Source organism: Fuerstiella sp. (assembly GCA_022447225.1).
In the GTDB taxonomy this organism is placed as follows: domain Bacteria; phylum Planctomycetota; class Planctomycetia; order Planctomycetales; family Planctomycetaceae; genus S139-18.
This window is the reverse complement of the sequence record JAKVAZ010000001.1, coordinates 500,706-521,047: the sequence shown is the minus strand read 5'-3', so window position 1 is coordinate 521,047 and position 20,342 is coordinate 500,706. Positions and strand designations below refer to the sequence as shown.

The window sequence follows — 20,342 nt, the reverse complement described above, 5'->3', positions numbered from 1 at the left end:
AGAAAAGATACTCGAATCATAGCTGTTCCACTCATTAGAGAATAAAAACTTAACCTTGCGCATTACCCGCGACCTGTTTTGCGATCTTCCTGCCGCGAATGATGACAAACCAAATTTTCAGAACTAACCACCCTGACTGAGCGATTCTGTCACCTGCCGGCGACTGGATCCTCACCATAACCGGGCCATCGGGTCCTGGCTCGCCGCTTTGTTCAGAACTATCTCAGATATTTTATCGAATGACAGATCGCATCCTGTTATCAGCCTCAAAATCACAGGAGACAGAGACAAACAAATGTCGACACGACCCAACGACAGACTCCGTGATCGTTCATCGGCGTTCAGCACGTTACTCAACGAACCGGAATGCATAGAGTTTGACCCGTTCGCCGATGAATCGAAGCCGGACCTTTTGACCATCCAGCGTTGACAGTGCCGAATTGCCCTTCCAGGTGACAACCTTACGCAAATCGTTTCGATCCAGACGATCGGCGTCTACCCGACTGAAGCCTGGAATCACGCGTCCTGCTTCATCCAGAATCTCGACACGAAGCCCGCCCCGTGAACTCGCATCCATATTCACCAGCAGGCGGTTCCCCTGCAGATTGAAGGCTCGTGTGGTCAGTACGCCCCCTTCCGCCGGAGCATCCTGCGAAACAAAGCCGTCGCGCCGCACCTTCACACGGCCGATCGCCGATCGATAACTGTCGACCGGAGCCTGATCGTGGAGCTTATCGTAGCCGGCGTAGTACATCCAGATTTCATCACCGACAGGCAGCATCCCCACGCCCATATAAATCATGGAGGAATCAAACGTTCCTTCACGTCCCAGTCGAAGAAAAGGTTCGTGCCAGCGGTGAAAACTCTTTCCGTCGCGACTCACGGCAAGCTGGATGTCCAGGGTGTCGCTCGTATGGTGGTACGCTGCGGTAAACATGAAATAGACATTTGCAGCGAACGGGTACTTCATCGCCGCCGAATCATACAGACCACCGCCCCAAAGGTCCTTATCCTCGGGATCACTGAAGTCCGGTTCCATGATCTTCTCGGGTGGGGGGAAATTTTCGAAATCGTCACTCTCGGCTCGCGCGATGGCTCGATAATCAAACGAACCCTTGACGACACCGTCCTCAATCCGAAAGTGTTCATTCCAGCGAACGTATGCCACATACTTTCCGGTACGGTCGTCCCGGAAAGCCACGTTTCTCGTGTCTGTATACCAGGGCATGATCGGGTTGCGGCTGCATTCGGCCCAGTGGATACCGTCGGGAGAGCAGGCACCGGAAACCGCCGTGTAATGCCATGTGGCGGGCGGCGGATCCTCATAGCGAAACCGGGCCCCGCCGTCATATACGTTCCTGTACTGATACTTTTCCCGCCAGCCGCCGATCATCTTGAAGTTCTGCCCCGGTTTGGCAGCAGGATCGAAAAAGACACTTCCGTAATGAGGGAAGACAATGTTCGTTTCTCTGCGTCCCTTGTACGCGTACATCCGAAGACCGGCTCGTTGCCACTGAATCCCGTTTTCGGAAGTCGCATAGCAAAGTCGCGATTTGCTGTCCTCTCCCGTGGCACCGTACCACATATGGTACACACCCTCACGGACCAGCACTGTGGGAGCAAAGCAGCCGTACGTCTCCCATTCTCTCTGTGGTTCCAGCACCGGATGATCTGTTCGGGTTGCAGGATTCATCGTTGTCCGAAAACCCTGCTTTGATTCAATCAGGCTGTCGTCAAAGAGCAGCTGGTTTTCCAGTCCGATATCAATTTCAGAATCATCATGGTTTGCACCCGTTACCAACTGACAGTCCGCAGTGGCGACTGTCAGCACGAACAGAATGCAGATGACACAAACCTGAGGAATGAACATCCGACTCGCCGTTCCACATCGGTTCATATTGATCTCGTTAGATTCTGCCTGAAGGGAAACAAGCCGGGTCATTCCGCAGCAGGGCTGCCGTTCACAGTGAGCAACGGGACCCATTCAGCTTTCACGGCATACACAGATTCGCCAGGCGTCTGCGCACTTCCATGATCACGTCAAATTCTGCGTCATCGGAATCAAAACGTGACTGCAGATCATATGCAATTTCTTCGAGTGGACTTAACCGATAGCCGGCAGAAAGCAGTCCACTGGCGTACAGGTGAAAGAAACACTCGTCTCCCAGTATGTGCCACTGGACAACGTGGATCAATTCATGGAAATGAGTGGACTCGTCGTCAACCGACTCATGTGTCACAAAATAAACATCTCTCAGCGTAAAACCGGCGGCGTCCGAAGGCGAGGGCAGGGCATCGTCTCGGAGACCAAATTCTGTCAGCGGGACGGCAGGGCACTGTTTGCAGATGATGGCCCGGGAAGCACTCAGAAACCCCTCAGAGTAATACCCGGGGAGCCGTTGCATGGTGAATTCGCTGACCGGTCGAGCAAAACGCAGGCTGGAATCGAGCACACTGTCGATCCAGCAAAGCAGGTCGTGGTAGCGTTCCGTGATCTCAACAGGAAGAGAGGATTTGGCAGCTCCAACAATCCGACCGGAGATTTCTTTGTCATAGAGATCCGTGTTTGCGGACATATCTTTGATCGCCGGATTTCACCAGGAACCGTCGAAGACCGGTTGAGCGCCATTCCCGCAGACACTTCCTTCATCCTGAACAGACGCCAGAACTTCAGGGCCTTCGTCAGATCCTGACGTCTCAGAGAAAAAAGAAAACTCAGTTCTGCTTCACACAGTTTCTCATGAAACGGGACAGTTCATCACTCTGTACGTTCTGTAGCCCTGTTGAACATTTCATCAGGGCTCGATGTGATCAGTATCGTGCCAAGTCATCAGCCGCCTGCAGACCCAGTGCCCTCACGTCTCTGTCAGCCTGTTCCACCATCATTCGCAATTCACTTTTAATCGCCAAAAACTGCCAGCCTTCGCTGACTCGCTGCTCGACTTCCTCAACGGACCTCGTATGCATTCCCACAGGTGTCCCTGATTTTTTTCCGGCCGACAGTACTTTCTGCAGAGCGGCTTCAAATTCGTCAGGCGTCGGCGGGGTTCCGTCAGCAGCCTTCATCTGCCAGGACAGGTCGTTTGGCCCGACGAAAATTGCATCGACGCCTGGCAGAGAATAAATCTCGTCAGCGTTGGCAATCCCCTCAGGAGATTCAGTCTGCAGCACCACAATCGTTTCATCGTTGGCTCGGTCATAATACTCACCGGCTGTGGCCTGATAGTTCAGCGCGGGGATTGTTCCTCCAATTGACCGGTTCCCGGTCGGCGGATATTTGGCCGCCGCGATGGCTGTTTTTGCCTGTTCGACGGTATCCACCATAGGAACGACAATCCCCATAGCCCCTCCGTCGAGTACCCGCTTGATCAGATCATGGTCACCTCGTGGAACACGAGCGAGGGGAACGCATCCCGCATCCGCAATCGCTGCAAACATCAGAGATGCCGTTTCCCAGTTGGTGGGGCTGTGTTCAAGATCCACTGTGAGCCACGGAAACCCGACTCGGGCCATCAGCCGGGCAGAAAACACCGACGGCAAAGACAACCAGGTACCGATTTGCGGTTTACCATCGGCGAGAGCCGCCTTGACAGGATTTGATTTCATGGGAACGGGGCTCAAAGAGTGATGGGGTCACAACCAAACCCGGCAGACACTTTTCGGCGTGCCGGGACTTCTTTCGGTCCGGGTCAGGTTGCACAGATGTCCGCGTACAGGGAACAAACCCCGGCGACAGGCAGGACAAAGGCCTTTGCTGTGAAACACAATCTACTGTTCGGATTGCAGCAGGTTGCCTGTTCGGACGCAAATCGTCGGACACGGGAAACATGTGCATCCGTCCGATTCGCAGACAATTTCCCGGTTCGGACAATCAGAACGACACTTTTCCGACAGACGATGGTTTAAGATCAATAGAATGATGCCTGTCGGGATACTGCGGTACTGTGTTTTCGTTTGCTGGCTACCCCGCCACCCTGACCGCATCCACCATGAAACGGCGGTCGCCGGCAACCACTCCTGAAGTGGCTTTGTCAGGACCGCTCGGTGTCGACTCAAAATTTCAGATACTCATTTCCAAGGCCTGCTGACCCATTGAGGAACCGGTGATGACTTTTATATCTGGAGCGATTGCCACACTACTGGCTGTCGCGAGCAATCCTGCGGTGAATAATGAACTGTTTGAAGTTCTTGACAGAAATCACGACGGTGTGATTGTCTCAGGTGAGGTGGCCGAGCCTCAGCGAGTCTGGTTCGCGCGAGCACTGCGTGTTGCAGACAACAACGGAGACGCACGTCTGACGTCGCAGGAACTCAACCAGGCACTGACCGATCCTCAGCCTCGAAAGACGCCTGCCGGACGCCAGCGAAGTCAGCGACAACGACTGAACCCTGAAAGACTCGACCGTAACAGGGACGGCCTGATCACGCTGAATGAAGTCCCTGCCCCTGGAAAAAAGCGTTTTAAAAAACTTCTGAAACGGACCGGAAAGAACGCCATCTCAGTCAAAGACTTTTTTCAGATGACGGAACGCGGCGGAAAATCGAAGACCATGCGGAAAGATCCAAAGGACAGCCGCATCAGAGATTCCGAAATGAAAGGCACTCGCAAACAGAAAGACCGGTTGACGAAAAAACAGCGAAAAGACGGGCGTCGATCAGTTCCTTTGGAGCGGTTCCGGCGTTTTGACAAAAACCAGGACGGTCGCATCAGTCGCAACGAGGCACCCGACCGGCTTAAGACCCGATTCGACCGCATTGATGCAGACGGAGACGGGGAACTCACTGAAAAGGAACTGACAATTCGATTTGACCGCCGCAGGCAGAAATCAAAATCAAAGTGATGCCGGACAGGTCCGGTTCATAAGCAGACGACTACACATAACCAAACACGGGGTCGTCCCGCCGTGTTTCCGTGGCCGTCCGGCCACTCTGCAGAACCAGTCCTGGGTGTCCCGCACGACACAAAGAAGAGAACGGCACTTCGTTGAGATCCCGAAAACTCTCTCCGAAGTGCCGTTGCCCGACCCAGTTCACCCTAATTTTGGCTGTCGTTTCACCTGTCGGCGAGTCAGCGATCGAAGGCAGTCCTGTTTCCTTCGATGATCGTGGATCATGTGACTAATTTTGAATCCTGTCATCTGCAGTGCGGTGCACGCCGGATGGTATGTACTTTGGCGGACTGGCCAGCAGTTCAAGTTGAATTCTGTGACCGTCATCCACAGTCCCCACGAGACTCAGCAGTGAGCGAAGCTGTCCGCCGAATTCATGGGGTTCATCATTGGATACCGAATACCATTCCAGTCGATCAATGCGGCCGAATGATTCAATCAGCTGCCGGATATCCATTCGGAACCCGGCATGTTCAATTTGTCCGTCTTTGGGACCTCCGATAATCTCGGTCGTGCCAAGATACATGCGGATGAGCCAGCCGTGTTCGTCCATTCGGCAGTCGTATCCAACCCGAGCAACATCACGCAAAGGTTCAAACAACTCCGCTACCCGCTGAATGAAGTGTTTCAGCCATTTTGGCCGTCGATCTTTACGTTTTCTGCGCGACTCGTATTCTTCCAGTTGTTGCAGCAGTTCTTCAGGCGACATGGTTTTCAACGAAGCAAAGCAATAAAAATGGAACGTTAACACTGCCATCCAGGGCTTCGAACTGTCATGTCTTCCTTGTCAGAGGGCACGGAGAACACGGCAAACGGCCCGTGCTCCGCACGCAGTCTCAAAATTGCCTGCATGCCCCTGGTGATGCCTGTTCTATCGGGATCAAATTCACTTGAGATTACACAAAGCATTGGAGCAGCAGTAGTTGGATGAAGTGCTGTTCGTATCCTGCCTGCCACGTTCAGCAGCACACGTTAAACCAGACGTACGGGTTGATCCGGCTGCTCCGTCGCCACCGGCTGCAACGTGCGGCTCGTAGCGGAGATTCCGTTTTTGGCGTGCAATATCGGGCAAGGTTGCCTTGTATTCCCGACACTCTGCACATTGATTCACGATGTCATCTGTTCTGCTTTACCAGGGTGTTTGCATTGAATCATTCAGTGTCCCGGTACAAAATTAGCAGATGGTAACACGAAAAAAGGATCAGAATATCTTTCTGAACTCTGCCCAGAGAACATATTCTCGCAGGTCCAAAGCACTCGTGTCCGGTTCTGTACTGTGTTTCCTGACATGGATACTGCTGACGGAAGCCGCCCAGGCAGCTGAAATCACCCACCATTCCGGTCCGGAGGAACTGTGGCACTCCCTGAGACATCAGTTGTACGAATTGATGGCCGGACTATGGATTTTTGTACTGGGTTCCTGCATCGGCAGTTTTCTGAACGTCGTGATCTATCGTATGCCGGCCGGAAAGGCCTTGTCTCATCCAGGTTCCCGCTGTCCGTTCTGTGAAACAGAACTGACCGCCCGCGACAACATCCCCATTTTGGGCTGGCTGACACTTCGAGGCCGGTGCCGCTATTGCCAGGTTCCCATTTCGTCCCGATATCCGCTCATCGAATTCACGGTCGGCATTCTGTTTCTCATCGTTCTTTTTGTGGAAACGGGCAGCAATGCAGCAAATCTGCCCCTGAGTGACAGAATCGGAAACGGATATAGTACATTTGAACTGATCGTTCAGCAGGGCCGCGGGGAGTTACTGGGCTGGTTTATTGCGCACACGTTCTATCTGACCGTGGTGCTGGCATTGTGCATGATTGGTCTGGACGGTCACGCACCTCCCAATCGTCTGGTTGCTCTGGGTGCCGCTGCGGGATTGATCCTCGGTATACTGTGGCCGGAGTTGCGTCCGGTTCATGTTATTGTCCCGTTGCCGGAAACGATCGATCGATTCTGGGGCATTGACTGGACGCTGCCACCGTGGCTGGGTGGATCTGTACTGGTCACAGGAATCAGTCTGCCTGGATCAATTGATGGCCTGGCTGGCGCAGTCTCCGGTCTGATGACAGGCTGGCTCGCCGCTCGAACGGTGTCACAAAACCGTTCACTGGCGCTGACGGTCAGAAGTTTGTTTCTGCTCACCGGAGTCTTTTGTGGCTGGCAGATGACCTGGGCTCTGCTGGCAATCGCCGTCGCTGCAATCGGACTGCTGAAGCGGTTCGCCGTGTCGAACCTGCAAAAACTGCTGCCACTGTTTCTGTTCGTCACCTGTTGTACATTGATCCTCTGCTGGGATCAGTTGCTAAACGGAACAACCCTGCCCAGTTACAATGGCTGGCGGTGGACCGTGACACCTCCCTGGATCGACTGGGTCGCCACTGTCGCCCTGCTCACGGCTGCTTCTGTTTTTGTTTCGAGAATCGGCGCCCATCAAGCAGACTCACAATCACAGCAACCGCAAATCCCGCCGCCACTGTAATAACCACCGGCCCGGTCTGTGGATTGGATGCTTTATCAAAGATTGCTTTACCGGCAGCCGCGACCGCGCCCAGAACAGATATCCCCATCAGTAGATTCCAGATCAGGCGACGGAACCCTCGGGGCATCGCGTCGCCCAGAACACGAGGGCTGTTCATCAACAGGAAAAATGTCACATACGCGATGGGCAACAGCATGGATCCAAAGCTGGACGCCACAATGCTAAGATAGACCTTACTCTGCCCGTCCCAGAACCACGGCCATGACGCTCCAACGGCACCGGCAATTAAACACCCCGTGATGTACGGCCAGCCTCCCAGAGGTCGGCCGAGGATTTCACAGAAGGCAAATCCATTGATCAGCATCAGAATGATAATAGTTGAAAACCCCATTCCCAAAATCCCAAGTCCGAACACGTAACCCGATGTTCTCTTTCCCAACAGCGGTTCCAGTGCTTTCGAAAGATCAAAAGCTCCACGTTTTGTCAGTGAGGACGCGATTCTTTTTTCGGCTGCCGGCAAGGCAGCCACCTGCAAAAGTTCTTCGTCGGTCAGCGTCCCCCGGTCTGCCTTCGCCAGTTTGCTCCAGGCTTCCGGACCGACCACGCGTTCCTTCAGCATTGCAGTTGTCTTACCGAACAGGACACTTTGCTGCATGATCGCCGGATCGCTGCTAAGAAATTTCTCATCGGCTTTGCCGTGAAACTGAGTCGCCGCAGCAATCACAATGCAACTCGTCACGAGCACATAGGGAACTGCCATGCCAGTGGCCAGATCGAATCTCGACAGTCCGCGAAAATTTCGATCCCAGCCACGTTTGAGCAGGGAGTAAGGCATCAGGAACGTCATATTAATTCCAACGGCCGTCGCAGCAGCAGCGATCATCACTCCGCTTTGAGCACTGACGACTTTGGCTGTCCAGAATTTCTGCGCATCAGCAGACAATTCACCTATCAGATCGGCAATGGTTCCGGCCGGCTGATTCCACTGAGAAAAATTTGGAACAAATCCCCTGACGATTTCTGACCAGTTGAGGCTGCCGCCGCGCGTCAGTTTGAAAACCACACCCACAAAGCACAGCACGATCAGTCCGATCAGACATTTCAGGAAAATGTCGAACAGCTTTGCTGCTTTGCCACGCTGGCCGTTGAGATAAACAGCGATGCCGGCCATCACCAGAAACATGCCGGAGACCGCAAACTTAAACCGATTTTTGTCCTGAATCTGATCACTCAGCGCACTGTTTGTGAGTGTTTCAAGTTGATCAGGAGTCATTTCGCGTTTGAGATCCTCAACCTGATCGGCGTAAAAACTGACAACCAAAGCGTCTGTCTGATCAGGCAGCAGGTTGTTTTCCAGAGCGGCAAAACACAGACTGAACTGTGGCATACACCAGATAATATTGGCCGCGATTGTGGCCAGGACCCACCCCCAGGCAAGTACCGGATTGATATGGTTCCGGATGGCTCGAAACGGTCGTTCACCTGTGGAAAGAGTCACATAGCTGATGGCAGACAACATCACCACGCCCATGGCGATTGCTACCAGTTGCAGCCACAACAGGCTCGTGCCGCCGAGAATTCCGAGGAAGAGCCCCCCGGCAAGCGAACCGCCTCCCAGTGTGATTGCGCTCTGCAGCCATCCAGGACCCGACAGCCGAACAAAGGCTCTCAGGGTCGCCAGAGATCCTCGGGACTGAGCTTCTGCCAGAACACTGCGTTCCTGCTCTGTTCGATTTGTTTCCGACGACATGCAACAACTCCAGGAAAATCGGTCACCAATGTTTCGTCAAGGCTACATGCCAAGTTCGGAGTTTTCAATCGCCAGCCTGCAGACTGTTCCACACCTGTCAATCACTGTACAAAGGAACTGGCAGGAAAATGACTTAACCTGCGGACACGAGTTGATTCAATCAGTCAGAGACTGAATCGCTTCGAATCGTCTGAAAGTGCCTAAGTGGAAAGAACCTGAAACAATGCGAGTGGCCTGGCTGGAATGTGCGACCGGTATCAGTGGGGATATGACCCTGGCAGCTCTGATCGATGCCGGTGTCGATCGTACTGCAGTCGAATCGGCAGTCCAATCACTGAATCTGCCGGATGTTCGCCTGCGGATTGAAACCGTCATCAAGGGAGGATTTCGAGCAACACAGGTGCTTGTCGATCATCCCGAACAACACGCTCACCGACACATGTCGGATATTCGCGACATTCTGAATCAGGCAAAGCTCACAACACGCCAGAGGCAAATCGCCGATCGTCTTTTCCTGAAAATTGCCGAATCTGAAGCTCGCGTACACGGTTCCACTGTTGAGAAGGTCCATTTCCACGAAGTGGGAGCGGTGGATTCGATCGTCGATATCGTCGGTGCAGCTGTGGGTTTCGATCTGTTAGGCGCTGACCTGGTGATTTGTGACCCGGTTCCGGTGGGACACGGCTTTGTACATATCGATCACGGCATCTGTCCGGTACCCGCACCCGGTACCGCAGAAATTCTTAAGGGAATTCCGCTGAAAAATGTTCCCATTGAAGCAGAACTCACAACTCCTACCGGCGCTGCCATCGTCAGTTGTCTGGTCGACCGATTTGGACCGATGCCCGCCATGACAATTGAAAACATCGGATACGGTTCGGGAACAATGACGTTTGAACAGCGGGCCAATGTTCTCAGGTTATTCGTAGGTGAGGCGATTGGCACCTCAAATATGGAAATGGTATCGCTGCTGGAAACCAATCTGGACGACGTGACACCGGAAACCATCGGATACACTCGCGAACGCCTGATGCAGGCCGGGGCCCTGGATGTCTACGTAACAGCCGTCCAGATGAAGAAAGATCGACCTGGTGTCATCCTCAGCGTTCTGGCAGCTCACGGCAGTGAAGATTCAATGGAATCCATTCTGTTCCGTGAAACAGGGACACTTGGAATCCGTCGACAATTGCTGGAGCGGAGTACTCAGTATCGGGATATTGTCACCGTGGCCACGCCGTGGGGCAACGTGCGCGGCAAGCGAGCCTGGCAAACCGGGCATGCAGCTCGATTTTCCCCCGAATTCGAGGATTGTGCAAAGGTCGCTGCAGGAAACGGAGTTCCGTTGCGGGATGTCTGGCGGTCTGCAGAGTCGGCCTTTCTGAAAGACGAGGAATCCGGCACACTACCGGAACAACAGGACACCGGAACGACGTCACCGGCAGATGCTCGTCAACACGACCACGACCACGATCACCGTCACGATGGTGATCATGACCATTGATCGAATCACATGACTTCCGTCAGTACAGACGCAGGGATGCACAATACTGAACAGAACGCCTCTGGAAAATGCAGCAGAGTGATCGAGCTCTGTTCACAGTCGCTCGACCTGGTGGATGCGTTGCAAAGTATCGAGACACAACGACTGAAGCTGGTGATTGAACGGCGTAAGAAACAATTGTCGAAACAGGAACCGTCGCAGAACCTGGTCGGAAAAATGATTCCTGTTCGCCAGCCGGATATCACAATCAGGTCGCGTCGGGCTGCTTAAAGTTCTGTTCGGTCCTCGAACAAAACGCCCGGGTCTGAAAACGTATGTGTGATCTTCTAATCGGCACCGAAGCCCAGAAACCGCACAACCACGTCCAGATACATAACAAAACAAAACAGAAAAATAATAAAGAACAATCCGATAACATGAGCCAGGCCAATCACCCGCGGGCTTGGCTTCCGTCGTGTGACGCCTTCCCAGATCAAAAACACCATATGTCCGCCGTCGAGGATCGGAATTGGCAGAAAATTCAGCACTGCCAGATTGATGCTCAGCAGACCCAGAAAGGTCAGCAGTTGAGCCAGCCCGCTGTCGGCCACCTGATATCCGATACTAAGAATGCCTAACGGACCGCTCAGTGCCTTTGCAGACAGGTCACCTCGAACCAGTGATCGAAGCGTCATATAGATGTTCACAATGGAATTGCGAGTCTGGCGAACACCCAGCTGAACAGCTTGTCCTGTAGAGTCGGCAACCCGTTTTTCAGACAGATCTTCGAATCCCCGGATACCGCGAATTGGCAGATACCAGTTCTCCTCAAATTCCTGTTTCTGCAGCAACACAGAAAAACTGGCAGAGTCACTGGATTCGTCAATGTGAATGCGAATGTCCCGAAGGGGCGCCTGCTGAATCATGTAGAAGATATGTGCCCAGTTGACCTGCGAGTCATCGGGCAGTTCAAAAATGGCTGCTTCGTCGCCGGCAGTTCCCAGTCCATCGTCCTCTTTATACGGAAGGACAATTTTTGTGATTTTCTGATCCGGCTTCAGTTGGCCGGGATCCGTGATCCCCGCTGCTTCGCTGCCTTCGATTACTTTGGCAATGGTTGTACTGACCCCGAACGCTGCACCAATGGCAGGAATGGGCAACGGCGCGGTTAATGTCACCGGCAATTCAGACCAGCCAGGAATATCGGCCGGCACCAGTGTCAGTTCCTCGTCCACCTCTCCAACCGAACCGTCTTTCTTTCGAACAACTGAAATTCGCACCATAGTACCGGCGCGTTCTGCAAAATAATTTGGCAGGCGCAGCGGGTCGATGTCGACTCCGACTTCGAGGTCATCAACTTTTCGGATGACGTCCCCCTTCTGCAACCGGGCATTCGCCGCAATAGAATCAGCCTGAACCGACTCGACCGGACCGATGTGCATCCAAATGCCTATGGATCTCAGCTGACCTGGAGGAACGGTGATGTCGACGCTTCGTGTTTTGAGTGACTTCTCTTCTCCGACAGTACGTTCGACTGAATAAACCAGATCATCAGCCGCATCACGAGCAGTCAATGTCGAAAGCTGATGCCATGACTTCAATTCGGCACCGTTGAGCGAAACCACCCGATCCCCGGGTTTGAACGGTGCCGAAGCCCTCGCAGAAGGCAGACCTGTAATGTCAATCGAATAGTCTTTTCCGGCCTGCGGTGAGATTCTCAGTGACTTGCCCGGATTGACTCCGATCTGCCGAAACTGTTTTCCCTGTCGGGGAGTCACCGTTTTTTTGTAGTCCACTCCGTTTTCAGTGGTTCCCTCGATTTCTATCGGGCCACTGGAAAGAACGATCGACTGTTTGATGTCGATGAAACTGTGGACTTCTTCGCCATTGATCGCGCGAATCCGATCCCCACGTTTGATTCCGGCCTCCCAGGCGGGACTGCCGGGAACCGCCAGTCCCACTACCGGCAGTACTTCATGAACACCCATATTGTAGGCGATCGCAAAAAAGCCAAAGCCTGTGATGATGTTCATGATGACACCGGCAGAAATGATCAACATTCGCTGCCACACTTTTTTCGCAGAGTACGCCCGTGGATTCTCTGCGATTTCGTCACTGGTCATTTGATTGGGGTCCATATCATCCTGCCCCAACATCTTGACATAGCCGCCCAGAGGAAGCGCCGACAGGGCGTATTCCGTTTCACCCTTCTGACGGCTCCACAAAATCGGACCGATGCCGATACTGAATCGCTCGACATGCACATTGCACCATTTCGCCACGGCGAAATGTCCAAGTTCATGAAAGAAGATGACCAGCCCCAGTCCCAGCACTACCATCAGCGCTTTGCCGATACTGCCGAAAACGCCCCCGGCTGCCAGAGTGATCAATGATGAAACGATCATGTTGTCCAACGTTGTGCTTCCTTTCGCGACCAGGCATCCACAGCCGCCAGGCCTTTCAGCGATGGTCGCGAGTCAAAATCATGGTGGCAAAGAACCTCTTTGCACAGTTGAGGGATCTGATCGAATCGAATTTCGGCATTCAGAAAACGATTCACTGCAATTTCATTGGCTGCATTCAGGACAGCTCCACAGGTTCCTCCACGCGTAGCTGCATCGAATCCCAACTGCAGTGCAGGAAACGCATCGAGATCCGGCGGCTCAAATTCCAGATTCATCGATTGAGTCCAGTTCGTATCCGTTCCTGGACATTCAATTCGTTCGGGAAACGTCAAAGCATACTGAATCGGCAGTCGCATGTCTGGTGGTGACATCTGTGAAATGACAGAGCCATCCTGGTATTCCACAAACGAATGCACGATTGACTGCGGGTGCACGACGACCGAAATCTGGTGGACGGGCACGTCAAACAACCAACGGGCTTCGATGATCTCCAGTGCCTTATTCATCATAGTGGCGGAATCAACCGTAATTTTTGGCCCCATTTCCCATGTGGGATGGTTCAGGGCCATCTCCGGAGTGACATCCTGCATTCGACGCCGTGTCCATCCACGAAACGGACCTCCGCTGGCTGTAAGAATAATTCGCCGCAGATCCTCTTTTCTTCCAGCCTGAAGTGCCTGAAAAACGGCACTGTGCTCGCTGTCGACGGGAAGCAGTCGGGCACCCGTCTCCCGGGCACGCTCAGTGATTATAGGACCGGCGACGACCAATGCCTCCTTGTTTGCCACCGCAACACGCTTGCCGGCATCAACGGCCGCCCACGTCGGAGACAACCCTGCAGCACCGACAATTGCAGACATCACCGTATCAACATCAGATTCCCGGACCAGCCGGTCGGCGTGCTCCATTCCCTGCAAGAAACGAGTATCACCAATCCCTTCCGCCGTATGCCCTGCTTCAGGATCACCCAGAACTGCCCAGCGCGGCCGAAACTCACGACACTGCTCAAGTAACAGCGATCGGCTGCGAAATGCCGTGATTCCGTGAACGCGCATGCAGTCACTGTGACTTCGAATCACGTCAAGACAGCTGGTGCCGATGGATCCGGTCGACCCAAGCACCACGATGGACTGTGCAGCAACCAAGGTTCCCGGCCACTGCTGCGGCAACGGCCGAAACAGCGTTCTTTGAAACGAGTTCCACGAAAATTCGATTCGAAATTCTAAGCAGGCAGTCAAGTCGTCACAACCCGGGCTGTCAGCAGTCCGACATGGCTGAAAGATTCCCTCAGAGCCACCGAACACCCCGCGATTGACAGAACACGAAAATGCTGACCGACCGGCTTTCCGGTGCCGTCGTGCGATCCATCAGCAACTGCACCGGTCAGGCAGAGATCACTGTAATCTGCCCTGACGAATCAAATGACACCGGCCCGTGTCCGCGGCGGGTCTCACCGGGCGGTTCGACCGTGGCCAGTAACGCAAACATCGCCGAAACAGACAGGTCCAGAAAGCCAAACACCAATCCAGGTTGAACCTACCGGAGTTCTGTATGGTCATCGAAAATTGTGCGAACGCTGGCCTCAGCTCGCATGTCTGCGATGATTGTCTGCTTAGCAGCAGTCGCCCGTTCCCGCCTGATCGCCTCGTCAATTTCGGACTGGACAACGGAAAACGGCCGTGGCGTGGCGTATTCGTGTCGAGCAACTCTGTAGATCGAAAAGAATCTGTCGTCTTCCATAACGCGAGTCATCTCACCACTCTTGAGATTAAACAGCATTTCTTCCAGCTTCTTGTCCCGCAGGGAATCGCGATTCAACCAACCGCGATTGCCGTTTTGTTCGGCACTAAAGGCATCCGAATACATGTGAGCCAGTTCAGCGAACTCACTTTCTCCGGACTTGATCGCATTGAGGACTTGCATCATGCGCTGCCGTGCCTGCTCCCGACCGCCGTGGGCGCTGACACTCACACGAATTTCCTGCCATCGCACTCGTTCATTCGGTGTAAACTGATCGATGTTCGTGCGGTAGTATTCGAGTAGTTCGAGACGGTCGGGTGAATGCCCCTCCGTCGCCTCTGTCAGTGATTTAATGTACCCATTCACCATTTGGATACGGAAAAACGTTTCTCTCAGCTGCCCCACCGACATACCACCCTGAGCAAGAAACTGATCAAGTTCGTCACCGGATGAAATCTTTCCTTCACGGATCAGCTCGGTCCTGCGAGCTTCCAGAAACTGTTCAAAGGCTGTGCCAAGGTGCTCCTTCATTGCCTCTCGCTGTTCCTCGGGGACCTTGGCTTCTAAAGCCTGCACAGCAATCTCTTCATCAATTCTCTGGTCCAGTCCTCGCTGCAACTCCTGCAGCATGAACTGACGGCGCTGTCGATCGGTGTAACGGTCGTCGGCTTCGAGCGTTAGCCGAATACTGCCAATCAGATCGTCAACGAACAACGGACGTCCATTGATATCAGCAACGACAGTATTGCCCTGAAGCGGTTCCGCATCGCGGACCGCAACCTGCGTCACACTCAGTGTGTCACCTTTGTCAGATGAGAGTTCGGTGGTCGCATTGTTGACCAGCGAACGCCGCGGCGGCAAATCTGAAAAGACAGGATTCTCTGTAACCAGTCCCTTACCCTGACAGCCTGTCACGATCACCAGCAGGCAAACGATCACCAGTCGTCCGGTCGTACCAGACGCAACATGCTGCTGATGCTCCGCATCTGCAGCACCACTGTGACCTTGAGTGAGAAACCTGTCGGTTTGTGTTGACACGACTGATGTGTCCATACAGCGTAAAAAGTTGGAAAAAATTTTCGCGGCGGACATTCGCATCACACCAATCAAGTATCCGGGACCGACTCGGAAACAGCCGAATCCTATCGATCGTGATCAAACCGGATCAAGACCGGTCTGAGCAGCAGCAGCAAAGAAAAACCTGTGTTTTTTGCGGCAATTTCTGCCGATGACCGGCCTCATTCGGTAGTCATGCCGAGGCTTTCCTGTCGTCAGCCGGTCCTGTCTTTTTATCGGCACTTCGTCGTGTTCTTTTGAACCCGTTACCTGCTGTCGGCCGCGGTTAGGATAGTGTCTTCTCACGGGCCGGACACAGCCACTTTGCCGCGGGCCACGACTCCTCGGGTCGCTCTCCTGCATACGTTTGCCATCTGGCCACTGGAACACCGAAAGACTCTACCTGTGACAATTGGCGCCAGCCCGTCAAAATTGCCTTAACGATCGGATCGGAAAAATCCGAATATTCATCGGAGGGCGTCGTTTATAACCTTTGCGCCTGTGGTGCAGCATCTCATGGGATCCGTCAGCAGTCGGTTATCACATTACATCAGGCTTCAGTTCACGCTTCTCCTGCTGCTGACACTGTGCGGATCCGGTTGTACACGTAAGAAATACCGTCTCGCCGCAGATCGACTTTCATACGAGATTCTTGCGGAAAAAATGGACGATCCGCGCTGGACACCTCCGCGCGTCAATATTACGCCCGACGAACGCAGTCGCTTCTACGATCCATACGATCCAGACTCACCCCCTCTGCCGCCGGACGATCCGGCAGTCCATCCTTATATGCATTCCGTTTACGGAATGCGTGGCTGGAAAGGCTGGCACGAAACGGGCGATCTGGTCCACGTCGAAAACCCAATGTGGCCGACCTACCTCGACGGTGATCCATTCCAGGCTCCTACGTTTTCTCTTCCAAAGATTGAAAAACTGGGCTTTCAGGAGGCGATCGAACTTGGGCTGATTCATAGCCGGGAATACCAGGAGCAACTGGAAGACATGTATCTTCGGGCTCTGTCCCTGACACTGAACCGCTACCGTTTTGACGTGCGGCCACTCAATCTGGACGGTGTGGAGCCCGGTACGGCATTGACCTATGAACATCAACCCGACGATGCCGGTAATCTGCGTCTTGGCCCGACCACGGCCGGTCTCAGCAAACTACTGCCGGCTGGCGGACAAATTGTCGCCGAACTCGCCAACAGTACGTTGTGGCTGTTTTCCGGCGGCCCGAATCAGGCTCGTACAGCGACAACACTGGCTTATTCGATTGTGCAACCGCTGATGATCGGTGCCGGGCGTAACATCGCCCTTGAGCAACTGACCCAGGCGGAGCGGAACGTTGTGTACGGCATCCGCACCTTTGCCCGATTCCGCAAGGACTTTTACGTCACAGTTCTGACCGGAGAACAGGCCATCCCGTTGCCAGGTACTGCTGGCGGAGGAGAACTCGCATTTCTGATCCGTGGAGCCCGAAGCCCGACTGTTGGATTTTACTGGATACTTTACTATCTCCAGAGTCTTCGCAATCAGGGTACCAATGTTCAAAGTCTCGAAAGCCTGATTAGTGACCTGGAGAAACTGGCGGAAGCCGGTCGGGCAACAGCCCTCGACGTAACACAACTCAAGAGTAGCCTGGTGACGGCAAAACGTCGAAAAATTAAGTTTGAGCGTGCCTACCTGACACAACTCGATAATTTCAAGGTTCAGCTGGGCCTTCCACCTGATGTTGAAGTCCAGATAGATGACACGCTGCTGGAACCGTTCCAGTTTCTCAATCAGGATCTATTGAATCTGGAAAAACAGATTACCGATGTTCAATTGACACCCGATCCTGAGCAGTGGCAACAGTCGCTACATCAGTTCACTGAATTCTACGACGAACTTACAGAGCGTCTGGCCGGGGCCAGAACAGAATTTTTCCAGGCGAGAAAAACTAATCAGCCTCCGGAGATCGATCTCTCAAACAGTCAAGTACGCGATCGCGCTGAGGAAAACAAACTTACGTCCAGCCAACTGGAAGAAATTGAGTCGCGACTGCTGACGCTTGCGGCAGCAATTGAACTGGGAGAACAGAAAACTCAGGACGTCTTCGGATTGACCACAGAAGAGCAGTCAGCGTTTCTCGCAGAGATGCGTCGAATTCGACGAGATCTGCTCCGAACAACGCGGGAACTGATTGGAATTCAGATTGGAGTCCGGACCGACCTCATCACGCTGGAATCAATCAATTACACACCGGAAGAAGCAATTCAACTGGCTTTACAGGAACGTAACGATTTGATGAATCGTCGCGGATTCGTCATGGACTCACGGAGAGCGCTGGAAATCGCAGCTGATCGATTAGAGGCCACACTGAACGTGGTCGCGGAAGGTGAAATCAATACACCTGAATTGCTCCTCAACAACAATCCAGCGAATTTTCAAGCAGACGACAGTAGTTTTCGGGCAGGTATCGAAGTGGTCACGCCGCTGGACCGTGTTGCAGCCAGAAACAATTTCAGAGCCGCCCAGATCTCCTATCAGCGTGCACGTCGCAATTACATGGCCAGTGAAGATCAGGTCAAGCTGGATGTACGCAGTTTCCTTCGCAGAGCGAAAGCAGAGGAACGGACATTTAAAATCAACCAACGTGCGTTGAGAACGGCCGCTCGCGAACTGGATCAGGCAGTAGAATTTGGCGAACGCCCAGGCACGCAAGGCAGTCCTGGCAGCCAAGGCATCAATATTTCCCGTGCACTGGACAACATCATCCTCGCTCAAAACGAGTTGATTGAATCCTGGGTCAAATATGAAAGCGCTCGACTCAGGTTCTTCAGAGACACCGGAACAATGGTCATCAGAGAAGATGGATACTGGACTGAAGACGTCAATTCATCCAGTTCACAGGACGATGAGAGTCCGGCTATAGTCAGCCCGGGCTCAATCATTAACCCCAACAATGAAGAATCCAGCGAGATCGAGGCGACGCTGCCGCAGTCGAACTAACGACCTCCCGCTTCGGCAACAACATCACCGGTTTGACCACCAAGGCTCACGAATCTTGCTCGTCGAATTTCCCAGGCCCTTCGCTTGGCACTGGCCACGACTTTGAGTTCCTGAATTTGGGCAGTCGACATTTGTTCCTGTCGGTCCAGTTCGTTCGCTGCATGCTGCAGCTTCGTGCTCAATTCAAACTCATCTCGTTCCAGGGTGTGTTCCGAAAGGATCTGCTTTTGCTGACGGACGTTCTTGAGCTCAGCTTTGCGTTTGTTAACCGCCAATTCTGCGCTACGCAGTTCTGCGGGAGTAATATATCCTTTGCGAATGACACGACGCGACCAGGCAAGCTGTTGCTCATCGGCAGCAAGTCCTTCGGAAATGACCCGGATCTTGCTGGAAAGTTCATGAAGGGTTCCTGAATGTTGTCCCTGACGAAATGCTTTCAGCTGAAGCGATTTGACTTTGTGCAGGCGTTCACCGTTTCGGGAAACAGCGTTCACGTGCTTTTTCATGGTCGTTAATTCCTGTTCCGCACGAAGCATCGACGCTCGGGCCAATTCAACCTCCCTGGCCTGCCCGGACAACTCAACGGCATCAGCAACCGCAGGTTTTGGTTCAGCTGCCAGAGCATCATTCAACTCCTCTTGCCGACTTTTAACGATCTCCAGATCCTGCCGGGCTGCAAGATAATTGCTGTGAAGCTCCTGACGTCTGCTGGAGGCGTTCTGTTGCAACAGCTCAAGTTCAGCCTGAGCTGTTAACACATTGGTTTCCAGCTGAGTTCGATTTCGTTCGAGGTCAATGGTTTCGAATACCTTGAGTCGGTCTTTCGCAGCCTTCCGTTCTGACTGACTGCCCTTAACCGCTGAAGCATCGATTTCCACCGTTGCCTGACTGATTAAACCTCCATTGGCCAGTTTTTCGGACCACGCCAAACGCTCTGAGAGTTGCCTGTGCTGTTCCTCAGCCAACTGAACCTGATTCTGCAGTGACTCCCGCTTGCGCTGAGATTCACCTTCCGAATACCGATCGCGATTGCGTTCAGCCATTTGGAGTTTCAATTCGGCCAACTCAATTTGCCGCTGTGACTCAACTTTATGACGTATTTTCGATGTTTCCGCCTGAACCAACGTGATTCGTGAATTCACCACGGACAGCCTGGCGATAAATCGTTCTCTCATCAAATAATCTGTCGATGGTGTCTTTGAGGCATCAGACGTGGGTGATTCATCAACATGATCATCTGTCGGGACGGACGCAGACCGGGTTGCCGGAAGTAACGGCAACGGTTCCAAAGAATCCTCCGCATGCACCTCCGATGACAATCCAGCCATTCCACACGGACGCAACCCAACCGGCAGAGGAAATGAACAATCCTGAATCGATCGCCAGTCCGGCAAACCGAGCCAAACCACCAAACCAATTAACAAGAGGACGGGATTGCGATACAGAAGCTGCGAGTTATGAAAAAGATTCATCGCGATACAGTAGATACGCACAAAAGCAGTAATGAGCCCGTCACTCCGTGGGATTGGATGTGAGTAACGGACAGCACTCAAA

13 protein-coding genes and 1 pseudogene are annotated in these 20,342 nt (G+C 53.3%); 5 read left to right on the top strand and 9 right to left on the bottom strand.

The features are described 5' to 3' along the window. Nucleotides 1–349: 349 nt before the first annotated feature. The 3 genes from MK110_01920 to MK110_01910 all read right to left on the bottom strand — a co-directional run bounded on the left by MK110_01920 (nt 350) and on the right by MK110_01910 (nt 3,606). On the bottom strand, nt 350–1,897 hold the full coding sequence (locus tag MK110_01920) for a hypothetical protein (GenBank protein ID MCH2210030.1): 1,548 nt from the start codon (nt 1,895–1,897) through the stop codon (nt 350–352). Nucleotides 1,898–1,991: 94 nt separating this feature from the next. Continuing rightward, nucleotides 1,992–2,576 (bottom strand): hypothetical protein, encoded by a 585-nt coding sequence (locus tag MK110_01915; protein ID MCH2210029.1) that lies wholly within the window; start codon nt 2,574–2,576, stop codon nt 1,992–1,994. A gap of 235 nt (nt 2,577–2,811) precedes the next feature. Next, on the bottom strand, nt 2,812–3,606 hold the full coding sequence (locus MK110_01910; GenBank protein ID MCH2210028.1) for an aldolase/citrate lyase family protein: 795 nt from the start codon (nt 3,604–3,606) through the stop codon (nt 2,812–2,814). 500 nt (nt 3,607–4,106) lie between these two features. Here MK110_01910 and MK110_01905 point away from each other — a divergent pair, with 500 nt between their 5' ends. Continuing rightward, the gene (locus tag MK110_01905; protein ID MCH2210027.1) at nt 4,107–4,841 is read left to right on the top strand and encodes a hypothetical protein; all 735 of its coding nucleotides are present in this window, start codon (nt 4,107–4,109) and stop codon (nt 4,839–4,841) included. Nucleotides 4,842–5,118: 277 nt separating this feature from the next. Here the strand turns inward: MK110_01905 and MK110_01900 are convergent, their stop codons facing one another. Beyond that, nucleotides 5,119–5,598 carry a hypothetical protein gene (locus MK110_01900; protein MCH2210026.1) on the bottom strand — a complete coding sequence of 160 codons (480 nt, stop codon included), beginning with the start codon at nt 5,596–5,598 and terminating at the stop codon, nt 5,119–5,121. A 748-nt stretch (nt 5,599–6,346) separates the two neighbouring features. Here MK110_01900 and MK110_01895 point away from each other — a divergent pair. After that, nucleotides 6,347–6,508 (top strand): annotated as a pseudogene (locus tag MK110_01895) (prepilin peptidase). Nucleotides 6,509–7,277: 769 nt separating this feature from the next. On the opposite strand, the gene MK110_01890 reads toward MK110_01895, so the two are convergent. After that, entirely contained in the window at nt 7,278–9,116 is a 1,839-nt protein-coding gene (locus MK110_01890; GenBank protein MCH2210025.1) for a divalent metal cation transporter, read from the bottom strand. A gap of 223 nt (nt 9,117–9,339) precedes the next feature. On the opposite strand from MK110_01890, the gene larC reads away from it, so the two are divergent. Together larC and MK110_01880 are read left to right on the top strand one after the other, a co-directional pair. Then, complete coding sequence (larC, locus tag MK110_01885; GenBank protein ID MCH2210024.1) at nt 9,340–10,617, top strand: nickel pincer cofactor biosynthesis protein LarC; 1,278 nt, start codon at nt 9,340–9,342, stop codon at nt 10,615–10,617. Nucleotides 10,618–10,695: 78 nt separating this feature from the next. After that, complete coding sequence (locus tag MK110_01880; protein MCH2210023.1) at nt 10,696–10,887, top strand: hypothetical protein; 192 nt, start codon at nt 10,696–10,698, stop codon at nt 10,885–10,887. Between the two features lie 56 nt (nt 10,888–10,943). Here MK110_01880 and rseP read toward each other — a convergent pair whose 3' ends face one another. From rseP to MK110_01865, 3 genes are all read right to left on the bottom strand, one after another. Then, entirely contained in the window at nt 10,944–13,001 is a 2,058-nt protein-coding gene (gene rseP, locus MK110_01875; protein MCH2210022.1) for an RIP metalloprotease RseP, read from the bottom strand. Next, nucleotides 12,998–14,239, bottom strand: coding sequence for a 1-deoxy-D-xylulose-5-phosphate reductoisomerase (dxr, locus tag MK110_01870; GenBank protein ID MCH2210021.1), 1,242 nt, complete (start codon nt 14,237–14,239; stop codon nt 12,998–13,000). Before dxr ends, rseP begins: the two co-directional genes overlap by 4 nt. A 298-nt stretch (nt 14,240–14,537) precedes the next feature. Next, nucleotides 14,538–15,779 (bottom strand): peptidylprolyl isomerase, encoded by a 1,242-nt coding sequence (locus MK110_01865; protein ID MCH2210020.1) that lies wholly within the window; start codon nt 15,777–15,779, stop codon nt 14,538–14,540. A gap of 522 nt (nt 15,780–16,301) precedes the next feature. On the opposite strand from MK110_01865, the gene MK110_01860 reads away from it, so the two are divergent. Further along, nucleotides 16,302–18,788 (top strand): TolC family protein, encoded by a 2,487-nt coding sequence (locus MK110_01860; protein MCH2210019.1) that lies wholly within the window; start codon nt 16,302–16,304, stop codon nt 18,786–18,788. Here MK110_01860 and MK110_01855 read toward each other — a convergent pair. After that, the gene (locus tag MK110_01855; protein ID MCH2210018.1) at nt 18,785–19,963 is read right to left on the bottom strand and encodes a hypothetical protein; all 1,179 of its coding nucleotides are present in this window, start codon (nt 19,961–19,963) and stop codon (nt 18,785–18,787) included. The two genes, MK110_01860 and MK110_01855, sit on opposite strands and share 4 nt — an antisense overlap. Between the last annotated feature and the right edge of the window lie 379 nt (nt 19,964–20,342).